The 14625-nt window shown below is 41.5% G+C and carries 16 protein-coding genes; 1 reads left to right on the top strand and 15 read right to left on the bottom strand.

Annotated elements, in window-relative coordinates:
- The first annotated feature begins 3 nt into the window (after positions 1-3).
- Entirely contained in the window at positions 4-834 is an 831-nt protein-coding gene (locus tag CVT00_RS02030; protein WP_021084537.1) for a peptidylprolyl isomerase, read from the top strand.
- A gap of 86 nt (positions 835-920) precedes the next feature.
- On the opposite strand, the gene CVT00_RS10145 is transcribed toward CVT00_RS02030, so the two are convergent.
- From CVT00_RS10145 to gatA, 15 genes are all read right to left on the bottom strand, one after another.
- Positions 921-1112, bottom strand: a complete 192-nt coding sequence (locus CVT00_RS10145) for a hypothetical protein (RefSeq protein ID WP_052292722.1) — start codon at positions 1110-1112, stop codon at positions 921-923.
- Positions 1113-1340, bottom strand: a complete 228-nt coding sequence (locus tag CVT00_RS10140) for a hypothetical protein (RefSeq protein ID WP_230853782.1) — start codon at positions 1338-1340, stop codon at positions 1113-1115. It abuts the gene before it with no gap.
- 81 nt (positions 1341-1421) lie between these two features.
- The gene (gene dapE, locus CVT00_RS02020; RefSeq protein WP_103558712.1) at positions 1422-2513 is read right to left on the bottom strand and encodes a succinyl-diaminopimelate desuccinylase; all 1092 of its coding nucleotides are present in this window, start codon (positions 2511-2513) and stop codon (positions 1422-1424) included.
- On the bottom strand, positions 2513-4423 hold the full coding sequence (locus CVT00_RS02015) for an EAL domain-containing protein (RefSeq protein ID WP_107915348.1): 1911 nt from the start codon (positions 4421-4423) through the stop codon (positions 2513-2515). Before CVT00_RS02015 ends, dapE begins: the two co-directional genes overlap by 1 nt.
- A gap of 90 nt (positions 4424-4513) precedes the next feature.
- Positions 4514-6718 (bottom strand): endonuclease MutS2, encoded by a 2205-nt coding sequence (locus CVT00_RS02010; protein WP_107915347.1) that lies wholly within the window; start codon positions 6716-6718, stop codon positions 4514-4516.
- Complete coding sequence (locus CVT00_RS02005; protein ID WP_103558715.1) at positions 6715-7059, bottom strand: hypothetical protein; 345 nt, start codon at positions 7057-7059, stop codon at positions 6715-6717. The genes CVT00_RS02010 and CVT00_RS02005 overlap by 4 nt, the downstream gene beginning before the upstream one ends.
- Positions 7053-7370, bottom strand: a complete 318-nt coding sequence (locus CVT00_RS02000; RefSeq protein ID WP_103558716.1) for a hypothetical protein — start codon at positions 7368-7370, stop codon at positions 7053-7055. Before CVT00_RS02000 ends, CVT00_RS02005 begins: the two co-directional genes overlap by 7 nt.
- Positions 7370-8677 carry a UDP-N-acetylmuramate--L-alanine ligase gene (gene murC / locus CVT00_RS01995; RefSeq protein WP_084109279.1) on the bottom strand — a complete coding sequence of 436 codons (1308 nt, stop codon included), beginning with the start codon at positions 8675-8677 and terminating at the stop codon, positions 7370-7372. The genes CVT00_RS02000 and murC overlap by 1 nt, the downstream gene beginning before the upstream one ends.
- Before the next feature lie 86 nt (positions 8678-8763).
- On the bottom strand, positions 8764-9117 hold the full coding sequence (locus CVT00_RS01990; RefSeq protein ID WP_103558717.1) for an MmcQ/YjbR family DNA-binding protein: 354 nt from the start codon (positions 9115-9117) through the stop codon (positions 8764-8766).
- A gap of 3 nt (positions 9118-9120) precedes the next feature.
- A complete protein-coding gene (locus CVT00_RS01985; RefSeq protein ID WP_103558718.1) occupies positions 9121-9681 on the bottom strand; it encodes a DNA-3-methyladenine glycosylase I in 561 nt (186 codons plus the stop codon).
- Complete coding sequence (locus tag CVT00_RS01980) at positions 9678-10472, bottom strand: carbon-nitrogen hydrolase family protein (RefSeq protein ID WP_103558728.1); 795 nt, start codon at positions 10470-10472, stop codon at positions 9678-9680. The genes CVT00_RS01985 and CVT00_RS01980 overlap by 4 nt, the downstream gene beginning before the upstream one ends.
- Positions 10465-10656 carry an exodeoxyribonuclease VII small subunit gene (xseB, locus tag CVT00_RS01975; RefSeq protein ID WP_004317712.1) on the bottom strand — a complete coding sequence of 64 codons (192 nt, stop codon included), beginning with the start codon at positions 10654-10656 and terminating at the stop codon, positions 10465-10467. The genes CVT00_RS01980 and xseB overlap by 8 nt, the downstream gene beginning before the upstream one ends.
- A gap of 3 nt (positions 10657-10659) precedes the next feature.
- Positions 10660-11766 (bottom strand): homoserine O-acetyltransferase MetX, encoded by a 1107-nt coding sequence (metX, locus tag CVT00_RS01970; protein ID WP_107915345.1) that lies wholly within the window; start codon positions 11764-11766, stop codon positions 10660-10662.
- A complete protein-coding gene (gene guaB, locus CVT00_RS01965; RefSeq protein WP_107915343.1) occupies positions 11766-13214 on the bottom strand; it encodes an IMP dehydrogenase in 1449 nt (482 codons plus the stop codon). Before guaB ends, metX begins: the two co-directional genes overlap by 1 nt.
- A 4-nt stretch (positions 13215-13218) precedes the next feature.
- On the bottom strand, positions 13219-14577 hold the full coding sequence (gatA, locus tag CVT00_RS01960) for an Asp-tRNA(Asn)/Glu-tRNA(Gln) amidotransferase subunit GatA (RefSeq protein WP_107915342.1): 1359 nt from the start codon (positions 14575-14577) through the stop codon (positions 13219-13221).
- Between the last annotated feature and the right edge of the window lie 48 nt (positions 14578-14625).

Below are 14625 nucleotides of genomic sequence, written 5' to 3'. Positions count from 1 at the left end.
ATTATGAAAAAATTGCTCTTTTTGGCTGCTGGCGTGTTAAGTGCCTTAAATTTATATTCAGCTCAGATGATAAACGGCATCGCAGCTATCGTGGAGAACGAGCCTATCACGCTTTACGAGGTTTATAGCTTGAAGGAACAGCTAAAGACAACAGAGCAGGACGCTTTAAATTTGCTTATCAGAGATAGGCTTGAAGATGCGCAGATAAAAAACTTAAATTTAAGCGTTACACCTTTTGAGCTAAACGACAGGATCGAGGCGATCGCAAAGCAAAATGGCATGACAAATTCGCAGTTTAGAAGCTCTATCCAAGCTCAAGGCATGGACTTTTTGGACTTCAAAAACAACCTAGAGCACAAGATGCTTCAAGAAAAACTTTATAAAAGCATAGCTGCTGAGGCTGGCAAAAATATAAATGAGCAAAAAGCAAAGGCGTATTTTGACGCTAATCCTGATAAATTTAAGGTCTTTAGCACCGCTAGAGTCGTAGTTTATAGAGCAAAAGACCCTGATCTGCTTGAAGCTCAAAAGACAAGTCCGAAGCTACTAGACGGCGTGCAAACGCAAGAGGTGAGTTTAGACTATCAAAGCATAGATCCAAGACTTGCTGCGATCATCTCAAGCACAAATAACGGCGACTACACACAGCCTTTGCAAGGACCTGATAGCTTTGATATGTTTTTAGTAAAAGAGAAGATCGGCTCATACACACCAAGCTTTGCTGATGTAAAAGATAACGTTATAAACGAGCTTTACCAAGGCGAGCAAGAAAAATTAATGAGTGATTACTTCGAAAAACTCCGCGCAAAAGCAAAAATTCAAATCCTAAGATAACTTCAAATTTAGCCACTTTGGTGGCTAAATTTCTCTAAAATTTAAATTTAAAATTTATAAGCAAAAACCTGCAAAAGTAGCCAAATTTATTTAAGCTTTTTTAGTGAAAAATCCAATATAGATAGCATAGATATAAGGGTTGCTACAGCATAAAGAGCAAAAGGTGTGATGCCAGCTCCTGAGCTTGCTAAGATAAAGTTGTGACTTATAGCGGCTCCAGCTCCCATGCCTAAAACAAAAAACTGAGCTTCAAAGCCAAATTTGTATTGATTTAGCACTCAATTTGTGATACTTGCGCAAACGATGATAGAGATGACGCCATAAAACATCGAAAAATCACGCTCAAAAATCTTACTGATCGCACCAACTGAGCAAAATTTACTTATTTGCATAAATGCGCCATTTTCACCAAGTTTTAGGTCAAAGATAAGTGCTATCAAAAATAAAATAGCAATGATAGTTAGCAAAAGTCCTATCGCCTTTGCAGTGGTTTCATTTTCAGGCAAAGCGTAGCCGTTTTTTGAAAATTTATTCTAAAAAACGCTAGAAGTGGCGATTAAATTTAACTACTTGGTGGTAAAAATAGATTAGCGGAAATTTTCTATAAGGTCTTTAAAAACTTCATAAAGTTTATTTACTTCGCTGATGCTGACACGTTCGTTTTTGGCGTGTATGCGATCGTTTATTACACCAAATTCTATCGCATCTACGCCAAACTCAGCAAAGTGCCTTGCATCACTCGTGCCGCCCTTTGTGTTTAAAAGTGGCGTAACGCCAGTGATCTTTGCGACAGATGCCATTAAATTTCTTACGATCTTGCTATCTTTGTTGGTTAAAAATCTCTTCGAGCTTTGCTTTATACTAAGCTCGTAACTAAGCCCATCTAAAACGATTCTAAGATAGCTCTCAACGTCATTTGCGTCAGTTAAATTTGAGTTTCTAACGTTAAACATTATGCTAAGCTCACTTGGAGTGACGTTGCAAACTTGCATGCCACCACGAATGTCCGTCACCACGATCTTGCTTGGGCTAAAAAACTCGCTTCCGCCGTCCATATCGTGATCAGCTATCTTGCTTAAAAGTGGAGCTATTAAATTTACTGGATTTACGCATTTTTCTGGGTATGCCACGTGACCTTGAACGCCCTTTATCACGATCTTGCCATTTATCGAGCCACGTCTGCCAACCTTTATGCTATCGCCAAATTTCTTATCGCAAGTTGGCTCAGCTACGACGCAAAATTTAGGCAGATCCCCTATCTCACGCAGATATTCAAGTGCTAAAGGCGTGCCATAAGTGCCATCGCCCTCTTCATCGCTTGTTAAGATGAGGCTTAGTTTGCCATTAAATTTTGCATCTTTAGCAGCACAAACAAAGGCAGCCACGCCACTTTTCATATCCTGCGCGCCTCTTGCGTAGATGTAGCCATCTTTTTCTAGTGGGTTAAATGGCTCGCTCTCCCAGCCATCTCCTGGAGGCACGACATCTATATGCCCTGCAAAAGCAAGATGCTCGCCGTCTCCATAAATTTTAGAAAGTATTAAATTTTTTGTACCATTTTTTTCTATAAATTTAGCCTCAAAATCAGGCATAAATTTAGCGATAAACTCCAAACTACCTGCATCTTCTGGCGTGATAGAGCGAAAACTTAAAAGCTCTTTTAAAAAGCTAACTACCACTAAAACGCCTTTTTAGAAGGAATTCCCAAGTAAAATCCCTGAAATTCGTCGATGCCTATCTCCTTACAGACGTTAAAGACTTCTTTAGAATGAACATACTCTGCGATCGTTTTTATGCCAAGATCCTTTGCAAATGCCACGATCGCGCTTGCGATAGCGTATGAGTCTTTATTGATATCGATGTCTTTGATGATAGAGCCATCGATCTTCACGTAGTCTGGCTTGATTTTTATGATGTAAGAGAAATTTGAGTAGCCAGAGCCAAAGTCATCGATCGCTATCATAGCGCCCATGCTCTTTGCTCGCTCGATAAAGACTGAGACGCGCTCAGCACTCTTTAGCTCCTCGTCTTCAACTATCTCAAACACTATCCTGCCAGCGACATTGTGCTTGTTTAGCAAATTTAAAACCAGCGCAGAGACGTCGCCATCTATCATATCTCGGCTGCTTAAATTTATAGAAAGAACCAAATTTGGATCTTCAATAAGGTGCTCAAAGCACTTTTTGATGAGCTGTTTTTCAAGGTCTGCGTAACGCTTGATACGCTTTGAGATATCTAAAAATACACTTGGCGAGATGACATCGTCGCGGTCTAAAATTCTTATCAAGCATTCATATTTTATAGGGATCTTTTTCTCGTCAAATATCGGCTGAAAATACGGCACAATGTTATCATTTATCGTGGCGTTTTGGATCAGCTTTGAGCGCTCGATCTGATTTGCGTATTCATCTTTTTGACTTAGCCCTTTAAAGTAGCAAACATAGTCTTTATCAAGCGTCTTAGCTGATTTTAGCGCGATGGTTGCCTTTCTTAAGGTCTGGTCGCTATCAAGCGCAAAGCCTATGGTGTTGTGAATTTCTATATCATCGACCTCTACGCCATTTTCATCTTTTATGCTAAGCATCCTGCCTTTAAATATATCTAGTAAATTTTCAGCAAGCTCTTCGTATCTGTCGATAAAGTCGTTATTATCTTCGACCAAAGCAAATCTGTCCGCCTCGATACAATAAGCCTTCATATTCTCATTTTTTGCAAATTCTTTGATGAGATTTGCCATCTGTTTTAGTATCTGGTCACACACGTATTTGCCGTAGTAGTCGTTCATCTTGCCAAAATCATCAATATCCATAAGTATCACTTTTGGATATTTATACTCGCTCACATCTTTTAAAAGCGCAGCCTTGTTAAAAAGTCCTGTCATCGGATCGATATATAGCCTCTCTTTTAGTTCAGCGATCTTAATAGTGCTCTCTTCTTTTACTTTTAGATAGTCAAATTTGATGTTTAGATACTTAAATACAAACCAAAGACAGACCGCAAGCCCTAAAAATAGACCGATCGAGCTTAAGATCAAAGTAAGAGCCATGTTTTTCATCAGCCACTGAAAATAAAATTCATCGCTAGTGCCAGTTATCCTTTGATCTATATGCGCTTTAAAGCCTAAAATATATTCATTTACTGCGACAAACATACATACTTTAGCGCTATTTTCTGGCAAAATTTCAGCCTTGAAATAATTCTTTTGAAAATCATGTGAATAGATGTCGCCACAGCTCTTGTCTTCGTAGTCTTTATTTACGAGGCTTTTGTCTGACGATGCCTCTATCTTAAAGCCATTTTTGCCATTTTCTTTTAGTAAAAAGACATCACCAAAGGCGGCATTGCTTATGTAATTTTGAAAATCTAAGACACTAAATTTACTTATATTTTTAAAGTAATTCACATATTGATCTGTTAGATACTCAGTCTTTTTTTTGAGGCCAAAGTTGTTTGTAGAGAGCGCATTATTGTATTTATATGAATAGACAGTTAAATTTTCAATTACAAAGAAAGCAAAAAGCAAAACCACGACCAAAGTGACGGTTTTAACCATACTAAAGTGCTTTTTTTGCGATTCGTCGCTTGGCATAAAGTTTAAACTTCCTTTCTTAAATTTTTCTAATAGATTATATCTAAGCTAAATAAAAAATTTCTTTCATTTTTTAATTAAAAATTTAGCTCAAAGTTTAACGATCTTTGCACCATATCCGCCTTGATTTGCCGGTGCATCATGAAATTCTTTTACGCTTGGATGCTCTTTTAAGAAATTTTTAACAGCAAAAGCGAGCTTGCCAGTGCCGATGCCGTGAAATACGCTAACCTCATCAAATCCCATAACAAGACTATCTGAGATAAATTTATCAAGCTTTGCTATCGCCTCGTCAGCTCTCATGCCGTGCAGATCAAGCGAGAGCGAGGCAGTTTTTGGCTTATCTACACTTAAACTTACGCCACCTTTTTTAGGCAAGACTACTTCGTTGCCATTTTTTCTTAAAAGCTCCAGTGGCACGCGCAGATTTATACCATTTGACTCGATCATAGCGTCATTTTTAGAGATGCTTAAAACCGTGCCTTTTATATTTTCATACTTTACTCTATCGCCTACTTTTAGGCTCTCACGCTCAGTTTTCTTAGGCTTAACGATAGCGGCTTTTTTCTCATTTGCCACATTTAGCGCCCTTTGTTTATCTTTTATCTCTTTGAAATTTATAACAGCTTTTGCCGCATTTATCGCTTCATAATACTCTTTTTCAAGGCGCGAAATAGTCGCATTTAGCTTGATCTCATTTCTCTCTTTTAGCTCTTTTTGCTCTTCAAGCAAGCGCTCCAGCCGCTCCTCTTTTGCCGTGACCTCTTTTATCCCCTCATCAAGCTTGGTTTGTAAATTTAGCGTCTTTGTGATGATCTCGTTTAAATTCTCTTTATCTTCGCCGTAAATTTTCTTTGCCTGCGCCACTAAATTTTGAGATATGCCGTATCTTGCCGCCGTTTCAAAGGCGTAAGACTTGCCGATCGTGCCCTTTAAAAACTCAAATTTAGGTCTTTGAGCTGCCTCATCGTAAAGTGCCGCCACTAGCTCAACCTCTGGGTTTTTAGCTAGCAACATCGCAAGGCGCTTGTGGTGGGTCGTGATGATCATTTTGATATCTTGAGTGATGAGACGCTCTATCATGACGCCATACAAGCTCGCAGCCTCCTCAAAGTCGGTGCCAAGCTCGATCTCGTCGATGCCAATGATGATCGATTTTTTAGTAAAAAGCTTTGCAAAATGCACCATCCTGCCAGCAAAGGTCGAGATGTCGTTTTTCACACTTTGCGGATCTTCTATGATCGCGTCAAATTCTTTAAAAGAGCCGATCGTTGAGCGGTTTGCGTCGATACGCATAGGCAGCAGATACTTTGCAAGCAGCGTGGCTGAGATGATTGATTTTAAAAGCATCGACTTACCGCCAGCATTTACGCCGGTAATGAGAAGCACCTTTTTGCTAAAATCCACACTCACACTCTTTGGGTTTTTTAGCGCTGGATGGGCAAATTTCTCAAGCTTTATGACGTGCGAGCTATTTGGTAAAACAAACTCATAGTCACGTGACCTAGCCAAATTTACGCGCGCTTGATATGCGTCAAACTGATCAAAAGCGTTATTTATAAATTTCAAAAAGAGCAGGCTCTTGCTCATCTGCAGGCTAAATTTCTTGCAGTGCTCAAAAATGATCTCCTCTTTTCTATCAAGCAGCTCGCTTTGCTCCTTTTTTAGGCGCTCGGTGCTTGCAGGTGCGACGTAGAAGTAGCCGCCTGAGCTTCTGGCGATGACGGTGCCTTTTAGGGCGTGATTAAAGCCGCCACGCACCAAAAGTGCCTCTTGTGAGTTGATGTAGTGCGTCTGGGTATCGACTAGATAGGGCGTGATGTGCTTTGAGTAGATGAGCTTTTTAAGCTCGGCGTCGATCTGGCGCTTTTTCTCGCTAAAAGCCTGCTTTATCGCGTAAAATCTCTCATCCACGCTGTCGCTAAACTCGCCGTTTTCATCAAAGCTGTTTGCCATCTGGCTCATCGCTTCAGGGATTTCTACCTTTGCGATCCACTCGCCAAGCCTGCCTTCAAATTTTTGCTTTTTTAGATATGAAAAATACTTAATAATCTTTGCAAACTCGTAAATTTCACTGATGTGAAGCACTGCTTGCTTACTAAGTCTCATAAGCGCGTCATCAAGCTCTTTTATCTCGTCAGGTGCCTTAAAATCATACTTTGAAAGCTCGCTAATGTTTTCAAAGTGGATTTTGCTGTCACCTTGTAAAAATAGCGGTTTTTGCCTTGCTAAAAAGGAGTTAAATTTATCCAGATACTCGCCCAGATCTAGCTTTAAAAATATCTCTTCAGTCATTGCTCACAACTTTTTATAGGCACGATAACGCCTGAGAGATCGCTAAATTCTCGTTTTGGCAAAAATGACGCCGTGCCAAATTCGTAGTTAAATTTCTCAGCGCTCACGTTGTATTCGCCACATTTTAGTGTTTTGCCTTGTTTAAAATCGCTAACTAGCTTTGAGATGGCATCCTCGTTTTTTGACAAATTCTGCTCGTAAAAATAAACGCAAACAAGGATAGCTACAAGCACCGCGCTAACGAGCACTTTAACGCCTTTGCTGATCTTTTCATCTTTTATCGCCCAGATCGCTCCAAAAAGCAGCATCACGCCGGCGATTATTATCAAATTTCTTACCATTTCACGCCTTTATACTTTGCGATGAGCTCTTTGTAAAGCTCAGCATGAGGCTTGATCTTTTCTAAAATTTCAGCCCTAACCTCGCTAATATCTTGCTTTTCAACTAGCAAGCAAACGGCTAGATAGGGGGCATTTGGCAGCATTTCTTTTATCTGAGTGCTATTTAGTTTTTGCGACCTTGAAAGGGCTATCAAAATATCTTTTTTGCCTAAATTTATAAGGCTTGAAATTTCTTCTTCACTAAGCTCTTTTTCTTTTATCTCTTTTAAAATTTCATTTTCATCTTGAGGCTTAAAGTTGCTTAGATCCATTAATATCCGCCTCTTAGTTGCACGCTGATATCGCCCGCTCCAAAGCCAACTACGATGCCGTCACTTAGGCGGTTTTTCACGCCAAATTCATCTGTAAATTCTATCCCCTCTTCAACCCTCTCGACCTTGTCGGTAAAGATCGGGTTATACTCGCTAAATTCGCTCTTCATATCAACTTCGATAGGATTTTCTCCAGCTGCATAAACTGGCAAGATGACAAGCTCATCAACGCCCTTAAAGCACTCTTTAAAGCCAGGTAAATTTGTGCTAAGCCTTGTGTAGCGGTGTGGCTGAAATATCGCTGTGACGCTGTTTATACCTAAAATTTTGGCGTATTCAAAGACTGATTTTAGTGTCGCTTTTATCTCGGTTGGATGGTGTGCGTAGTCGTCTATTAGGACGAAATTTTTGTTTGCGCTAAGTATGTCAAAACGCTTTTTGATGCCTTTAAAATTTAGTAAATTTTCTCTTATGTCTTTAAGCGGCGTCTCGTGCATCGCAGCTAAAATTGCCAAAGATGCGTCTATAGCGATGTGCTCGCCCATGCCAAAGGCTTCAAATTTGCCTAAATTTTTAAGGTTAAAGCTGGTGTATGGCTGATAGTCCCTTACAACCATCGTAAGCTCGGTGATATCACTGCTTGGATAAAGTCTGATCGCATCAAGCTTAAGCGTGCTCAAAAACTCATCCTCAGCGTTTATCACTCTAACTTTCGCGCGCTCCAAAAAGCCCTTGTATGCTGCGTAAAATTTAGCTAGATCGTAGTCATAGTGCTCCATGTGCTCTGGCTCTGCGTTGGTGACGATGGCTAGATATGGGTTTGAGTTTAGAAAGCTAGAATCGCTCTCATCAGCCTCAAATACGACGTTGTCGCTTTTGGCGTAGCGCATATTTGAGCCAAACTGCTTTGATATGGCGCCGATGATGACTGAACCTTCAATGAGGCTTGCTAGCATCGCTGAAGTCGTGCTCTTACCGTGTGCGCCAGCTACCGCGAAAACGCACTTATCTTCAAGCACGTAAGGCAAAATTTCTTTTCTTGAAAAGCACTTTATGCCCTTGTTTCTGGCCTCCACTAGCTCGATGTTGTCCTCTTTTATCGCAGCTGAATAAACCACGAAGTCTTGGTCTTTTATCGCCTCTTTGCAGTGCGGCGTGATGACCTCGATGCCCTCATTTTGAAGCTCAAGCGTCGTCTTGCTCTCTTTGATGTCGCTGCCGCTTATCTTGTGGCCTTTTTCGTGTAAAAATCTAGCAATGGCTGAGATGCCGATGCCGCCGATACCTATGAAATGGACTTTTTTGATCTCGTTGTTTAGCTCTTGCAAATTTTATCCTTAAGTTTTTCGTGATTTTAACAAAAACTACTAAATTTAAGGCTGAAAAATGGCTTTTATTTGCTTAAGCTAAAGCTTTCATCTATCAGGTCAAAAACGGTTTTTTGTGAGATTTTGGAGTTTAAATTTACGCTTATCCAGTGCTTTTTATTCATGTGATATGCTTTAAAAATTTGCTTCTCATCAACTAGCACCATGGCTAGATCAGGGCTACATTTTAGATTTAAAACATCGATCATCTCGTCACTTTCAAGATCTAGCTTGCTAGCGCTTAGCTGCATAAGTAGCGCAAACCACTTCTTGTTTTTCTTGTGACGAAATACGCTAAATTTTGGATATTTTGGGAAAATTTGCTCACCCAAAATGTCAAATTTCTCTTTTATATATTTTTCAATCTCGCTTCGTTTCAAATTTCACTCCGAAATTCCTTTACAAAAGCACTCATTTTCGTGATCATCGATGATGCCAACGCCTTGTAAAAACGAGTAGATGATCACAGCACCTACAAATTTAAAGCCACGCTTTTTCATATCTTTTGAGATGCGCTCTGAGAGCTCACTACTTGCTGGCATATCTTTGGCGCTTTTTATGTCATTTATCACGCGTTTGCCATTTGTAAATTTATAGATGTAGTTATAAAACGAGCCAAACTCAGCACAAAGCTCTAAAAAAGCCTTGGCATTTTTTGGCAGAGAGTAAATTTTAAGGCGGTTTTTGATCGCTCTATCGTCACTTAGAAGGCTTTGAAGCTTTGCCTCGTCATAGTTAGCGATCTTTTTTGCATCAAAGCCGTCTAAAATTTGAGCAAGCCCAGCTCTTTTTCGTAGCACATAGTCCCAGCTAAGACCCGCTTGAAAGCCCTCTAAAATGAGCATTTCAAAAAATTTCTTATCATCTTTAACTGCCCTGCCCCACTCAAAGTCGTGATAGCTCCTGCTAAACTCGCTCTTTTCAGCCCAGGCGCAGCGCTTCATCTTTTAAATTTAGCCTCTATCTGCATAAAGCCCCAGGTGCTTCTAGCCTCGCTAAGCTCCTTTTTGCTAAGCTCATCGATCATCATCTCTTCATTTTTACCAAGCCTGTTCTTAACCTCGCCAAATGGACTAATGAGCATCGAATCGCCGTAAAAACTCCACTGCTCGTCCTCGCTCTTGTGGCTCCCCACGCGATTTACGCGAAGCACATAGAGGTTGTTTGTAAAGGCTCTAACCTTTAAAAGCTCCTCCCAGCGCGCCTGAGAAAAAAACGTGCAAGCCGTTGGCACAAGCACGATATCGACCTTTTTAGCGCTCATATACGCCCAGCAAATGTCAAAGTGCGCCTCGTAACCAAACATGACGCCAACCTTAAATTTATCGTATGTAAAGATGGGTAAATTTAGCTCCTCGCTTGCGTTGCTAAAAAACTTCGCCTCGTTCCAGTGTGCATAAGACATGAGAATTTGCTGGTCATATAGTTTTACTTGTGTTTGGCTAAATTTGGCTAGGCTCTTAAAAATCTCCTTGCCTTTTAAATTTATGATAGGTGCGATGATGTTTAGATCATACTTTTTTGCCATCGCAAAGAGTGCCTCTTTTTTGCGCTCGCTCTGCTCTTTTATGAGGCTTTTTGGCATGCTGGCAAGCTCTTTAAAGAAGCTATTTAGCACGTATTCGCCAAGCACAACCAGTCTTGCGTTTTCGTCCGCGCAAATTTTAAGGTAATAATCAAGCCTCGCCTCGCTTAAGGGCTGCGTTGGTAGCTGAAGGGCGCAAATTTTACTCATCATCCACCTGCTTTATGCTAAGTTTTGCGTTTTCTAAAATTTCTCTTGCCTCGTTTAAGAGTTTTTTGCCCTGTTCGTGCAGCTTTATGCTGTTTTCTAAGCTCACATCATCTTTGTTTAGATCGTTTAAAATTTTATCTGCAAGGGCTAATTTCTCTTCAAAACTTTGCTCTTTTTGCTCCATTTTCTATCCTTTTAATATATTTTTTATATATCCATCAAATTTTTCTATCTCGACCAAAAAGGCGTCGTGGCCGTAATTGCTATCTATCTCTATAAAATTTGTCTTTGCCTCTCTGCCCATCTCGCAAAGTGCGTCATAAATTTCTCTCATGCAGCTTGGCGGAAAGAGTAGATCGCCCTTAAATGCGATAAGGTGCAAATTTGCTTTGATCGGCGCAAGCGCGTCTTTTAGGCTATCGTAGTGCCTTGTGCAGTCAAAGATATTCATCATCTTTACGATATATAGGTAGCTTAGCGGGTCAAACCTCTTTGGGAAGTTGTAGCCGTTATACTCCATGTAGCGATCGACCTGAAAATGCCCAAAAAGATCGTAAAGGCCGTCAGTTTCGACGTAGTTGCGTCCAAATTTTTTATCCATGCTATCAGGGCTTAAGAAGCTGATGTGCCCTGCCATCCTGCCGTAAGCCATGCCTTTTAGCCCATTTTTTCTTATAAATTCCACGTCGTATTCGCCGTTTTTGAAATTTTCATCGTTTAAAATGGCTTCGATGGCGATCTTGTTAAACGCTATCGCCCAAGGCTTCGTCTGATAGGTGCTTGCAAGCATTATGATATCTTGCGCAAATTCTGGAAACTCGATAGCGTAGCAAAGTGCCTGCATACCGCCAAGACTGCCGCCTATCACAGCTCTTGCCCTTGTGATGCCAAGTTCGCTAAATAGCCTCATCTGCGCCTTTACCACGTCACTTATGGCAAGGACTGGGAAATTTAGCCTATACTCTTTGCCGCTACTTCGATCAACGCTTAACGGCGAAGTCGAGCCAAAGCACGAGCCTAAGATATTTACGCAAATAACGTAAAATTTATCGGTATCAACCGCCTTTTTGCTGCCTATTAGCCCGTCCCACCAGCCAGCTTTCTCATCGCCTGCGTAGGTGCCAGCAGCGTGGTGTGAGCCAGTTAGGGCGTGGCAGATCACGATAACGTTGCTTTTATCAGCATCTAGCGTGCCGTAAGTCTCATAAATAAGCTTGAAATTTGATAGCATACGGCCACTCTCAAGATAGAGTGGCTCGTTAAATTTAATAGTTCTAGTTTGCAGGTCTAACACTAATTAACTTTGTAGTTTGGTGCCTCGTGAGTGATAACTACGTCGTGGACGTGGCTCTCTTTTAGTCCTGCGCTTGTTATCTCGACAAATTCAGCTCTTTCTTGAAGAGTTGGGATATCTTTTGCGCCAACATAGCCCATAGCGCTTCTTAGGCCGCCTATTAGCTGATGGATCACATCTTTTATGCTGCCAGCAAATGGCACACGGCCTTCGATGCCTTCAGGTACAAGCTTGTCTTGAGCGGTGCCCTCTTGGAAGTAGCGGTCTGAACTGCCCTTTGTCATAGCGCCTATTGAGCCCATGCCGCGATATACTTTATACTGGCGGCCTTGGAAAGTGATGAGCTCGCCCGGGCTCTCTTCACATCCTGCAAGTAAGCTACCAGCCATAACGCAAGCTGCACCTGCTGCAAGGGCTTTTGCCACGTCACCTGAGTATTTTAAACCACCGTCAGCGATAACTGGGATGCCATATTTCGCTGCTTCGCTTGCGCAGTCATCGATCGCTGAAATTTGAGGCACACCAACGCCAGCAACGATCCTTGTAGTACAAATAGATCCTGGTCCGATGCCCACTTTTATGCCGTCCGCTCCTGCTTCTGCTAGGTCTTTTACGGCTGCTGGATTTGCGATATTGCCAGCTACGACATCGACATTAAAATTTGCTTTTACCTCTTTTAAAGTGTCGATGATGCCCTTTGAGTGGCCGTGAGCTGAGTCGATGACGATGACATCTACGCCAGCATCAACAAGTGCTTTAGCGCGCTCTATCTGACCCACGCCAATAGCCGCAGCCACACGAAGCCTGCCGTAGCTATCTTTATTTGCGTTTGGATACTCTTTGCGTTTTTTTAGATCTTTTATGGTGATAAGGCCGTCAAGTCTGCCATCTTTATCGACGATAGGTAGTTTCTCAACCCTATTTTGAGAGAAAATTTTCTCCGCATCATCAAGCGTGCAGCCCTTTGGTGCAGTTATAAGCGGTGCTTTTGTCATGCGGTCTTTTACCAAAGTGCTCATATTTGTTTCAAATCTCAAATCGCGGTTTGTTAAAATTCCTATTAGTTTGCGGTCTTTGTCGATGACTGGAACGCCTGAAATATGAAGATCTGACATAAGGCTTAGAGCTTCAGCCACGGTCGCTTCTGGATTTATAAAGATAGGATCGATGATAACGCCACTTTCGCTTTTTTTAACGCGTTTGACCTCTTTTGCTTGGCTTTCGATGTCCATATTTTTGTGGATGACGCCGATACCGCCCAGCCTTGCCATCATGATAGCAGTTCTATGCTCAGTCACCGTATCCATCGCAGCAGAGACGATTGGGATATTTAGCGTGACGTTTTTGCTGATCCTGGTTTTGACATCAACTTGCTTTGGCAAAATTTCAGAGTATTGCGGCACAAGAAGCACATCTTCAAACGTTAAAGCTCTCTTTACTATCTTCATATTTTTATCCTTTTATTAAATTTTCTAGGCTCTTAGCACCATTTATCAAGGTCTGTTCGTCCCACGCTTTTGCGATGAGCTGGGCGCTCACGTTTAAATTTTGATCATCTTTGCCAACTGGCACAGAGATAGCTGGCAGGCCTGCTAAATTTACGCTGATCGTGTAAATGTCGCTTAGATAGGCTTGAAGCGGATCGCTGTGTGCTCCAAATTTATAAGCTGTGCTTGGGGCAACTGGCATGAAGATGAGATCATTTTCTTCTAAAATTCTCTCATACTGAGCTTTTATATGCGCTCTTGCTTTTTGCGCTTTGATGTAGTAAGCATCGTAGTATCCGCTACTTAGCACAAATGTACCAAGTAAAATTCTCCTCTTCACCTCGTCACCAAAGCCCTCTGAGCGTGAGTTGATATATAGCTCTTTTAAATTTCTAGCCTCTGCACGCCTGCCGTATCTTACGCCATCGTAGCGGCTTAAATTTGCGCTTGCCTCTGCGGTTGCGATGATGTAGTAGGCAGCGACGTCATATTTTGAGTCTTCAAAATTTGTGTAAGTTACGCTGTGACCGTGTGATTTTAGCTTTTCAATAGCTAAATTTAAAGCGACTTTTGTCTGCTCACTTGCGTTTTCTACGTAGTTTTTGATGACACAAATTTTTAGCTTTTTGTTGCCATCTATCTTGTCGCTAATGCTAACAAACGGCACATCTGCGCTCGTGCTATCTTTTGGGTCGTGTCCAGCGATCGCGTCATATAAAATGGCTGCGTCTTCTACGTTTTGAGCGATAGGGCCTATTTGATCAAGGCTGCTTGAGTATGCGCCAAGGCCGTATCTGCTCACTCTACCGTAGGTTGGCTTAAAGCCCACACATCCGCAAAATGCCGCTGGCTGGCGGATCGAGCCACCAGTATCGCTACCAAGTGCTGCGACTGCAAGGCCAGCTGCGACTGCTGCTGCTGAGCCGCCACTACTGCCGCCTGGAACGTGAGCGTGATTTAGTGGGTTTAGTGTTTTGCCGTAAAATGAGCTCTCAGTCGTGCTTCCCATCGCAAATTCATCCATATTTGTGCGGCCAAATGGAGCTAAATTTTTACCAAGTAGCTTTTCGATGACAGTTGCGTTATAAGGCGCTACGTAGCCTTGTAAAATTTTTGAGGCACTTGTTACGTTCCAGCCTTTTACTTGGATGTTGTCTTTTATAGCGATAGGCACGCCCTCGCCTAGTTTTGCTATCTCTAAATTTGCTAGCTGCTCGACATAAGCACCAAGCTCTTTTTCTTTTATGATCTTCGCCTCAAGCTCGGCTCTTAAATTTTTTATCTCTTCAGCTGAAAATTTCAAAGCTTCTTTTAAAGTTACCACTATTTTTATCCTTTAAATTTATTAACCAAAAATATGCCAAACAAGCTA

The sequence above is a fragment of the Campylobacter concisus genome (assembly GCF_003048675.2).
In the GTDB taxonomy this organism is placed as follows: Bacteria; Campylobacterota; Campylobacteria; order Campylobacterales; family Campylobacteraceae; genus Campylobacter_A; species Campylobacter_A concisus_F.
The sequence above is the reverse complement of the archived record's forward strand: the minus strand, read 5'-3'. Positions and strand labels throughout refer to the sequence as shown.

Bases quoted from the DNA above. Each gene is read 5' to 3' on its own strand.
- CVT00_RS02030 (WP_021084537.1), top strand. From the start codon at position 4: ATGAAAAAATTGCTCTTTTTGGCTGCTGGCGTGTTAAGTGCCTTAAAT.
- CVT00_RS02015 (WP_107915348.1), bottom strand. From the start codon at position 4,423: ATGCCAAGCGACGAATCGCAAAAAAAGCACTTTAGTATGGTTAAAACC.
- CVT00_RS02010 (WP_107915347.1), bottom strand. From the start codon at position 6,718: ATGACTGAAGAGATATTTTTAAAGCTAGATCTGGGCGAGTATCTGGAT.
- CVT00_RS02005 (WP_103558715.1), bottom strand. From the start codon at position 7,059: ATGGTAAGAAATTTGATAATAATCGCCGGCGTGATGCTGCTTTTTGGA.
- CVT00_RS02000 (WP_103558716.1), bottom strand. From the start codon at position 7,370: ATGGATCTAAGCAACTTTAAGCCTCAAGATGAAAATGAAATTTTAAAA.
- CVT00_RS01985 (WP_103558718.1), bottom strand. From the start codon at position 9,681: ATGAAGCGCTGCGCCTGGGCTGAAAAGAGCGAGTTTAGCAGGAGCTAT.
- CVT00_RS01980 (WP_103558728.1), bottom strand. From the start codon at position 10,472: ATGAGTAAAATTTGCGCCCTTCAGCTACCAACGCAGCCCTTAAGCGAG.
- xseB (WP_004317712.1), bottom strand. From the start codon at position 10,656: ATGGAGCAAAAAGAGCAAAGTTTTGAAGAGAAATTAGCCCTTGCAGAT.
- guaB (WP_107915343.1), bottom strand. From the start codon at position 13,214: ATGAAGATAGTAAAGAGAGCTTTAACGTTTGAAGATGTGCTTCTTGTG.